Origin of the sequence: Tissierella creatinophila DSM 6911 (genome assembly GCF_001940565.1) — a bacterium.
In the GTDB taxonomy this organism is placed as follows: Bacteria; Bacillota; Clostridia; order Tissierellales; family Tissierellaceae; genus Tissierella_A; species Tissierella_A creatinophila.
Genome location: NZ_LTDM01000057.1, coordinates 1 through 1293, shown reverse-complemented (window position 1 = coordinate 1293; position 1293 = coordinate 1). Strand labels below are relative to the sequence as shown.

The 1293-nt window shown below is 28.8% G+C and carries 1 protein-coding gene; it reads left to right on the top strand.

The annotated features are described in order from the left end of the window. Window positions 1-153: 153 nt before the first annotated feature. Window positions 154-1281, top strand: coding sequence for an RNA-guided endonuclease InsQ/TnpB family protein (locus tag TICRE_RS10655; RefSeq protein ID WP_143583159.1), 1128 nt, complete (start codon window positions 154-156; stop codon window positions 1279-1281). The last annotated feature ends 12 nt before the right edge of the window (window positions 1282-1293 follow it).

Genomic DNA, 1293 nt, shown 5'->3' with positions numbered 1-1293 from the left:
TTTCATCGTTTTTATTGCAAGGATACCTCCACTTCTATAAGCGGGGGATGAATTGCAATCTGCGATAGCAGAAATCCTTGCATACTCCTTTCCTTTAATATATTTATCTTTCACTAAAACATATGATATAATTAATTTAGAAAGGTGGTGTAAATGTTGGAAATTACTATTACTTCTAAAATACAAATTTATCCTACAAATGAGCAAGTTGACATTTTAAATAATACTATGCTTCAGGTGAGAAAAGCATTAAATTATATTTCAGAATATATCTTTACTAGCAACCTTCTTAATCAAAGTAAAATCAATAAAGATACTTATTACTATCTTAGAGAAACATATGGCTTAAAATCTCAAATGGCTCAATCTGTTATGAAAACTGCTATTGATAAATATAAAACCAATAAGTCTAATGGACATGATTTTAATTTAGTTAATTTTAAAAACTTAGAGTATGACTTAGTTTGGAATAGGGATTATTCTCTAACTAAAGATATATTATCTATAAACAGTCTCAATGGTAGACTTAAAATACCATTTGAAACTAAAGGTATGGAAAAGTATTTTAATGGTTCTTATAAACTCGGCACTGCAAAACTCGTCTACAAGTTTAACAAATATTTTTTACACATACCAATGACTAAGCAATACCAACAAACTACTCCATTTGAAGTTGATAAAATTGTAGGAATTGATTTAGGAATTAATTTTTTAGCTACTACCTATGATAGTGAAAATGAAACCTTCTTTTATAATGGTAGACATATAAAATCTAAAAGAGGTAATTACAAACTCCTAAGAAAACAACTACAAGAATGTGGGACTAAATCAGCTAAACGTAAGATTAAATCTATAGGTTCAAGAGAAAACCGTTGGATGAATGATATTAATCATTCTATCACTAAGGCACTCGTTGACAAATATGGTGAAAATACGCTTTTCGTATTAGAAGATTTAACTAACGTTAGAAATTCCACTGAAAAAGTTAATATAAATAACAGATATGTTTCTGTATCTTGGGCATTCTATCAATTTAGACAACTACTTGAATATAAAGCTAAAATGAATAAGTCTATGGTTATAGCGGTAAACCCCAAATATACCAGCCAACAGTGTCCAAAATGTGGACATATTGAAAAAGCTAATAGAGATAAAAAGAAACATATTTTTAAATGTAAAAACTGTAGTTACCAATCTAATGATGATAGAATTGGAGCTATGAATCTTTGGAGAAAAGGTATTGAGTATATAGAAACTAACTCCAAAGAGACCGTAGAGTAAACTTTGTGGTCT

Bases quoted from the DNA above. Each gene is read 5' to 3' on its own strand.
- TICRE_RS10655 (WP_143583159.1), top strand. From the start codon at position 154: ATGTTGGAAATTACTATTACTTCTAAAATACAAATTTATCCTACAAAT.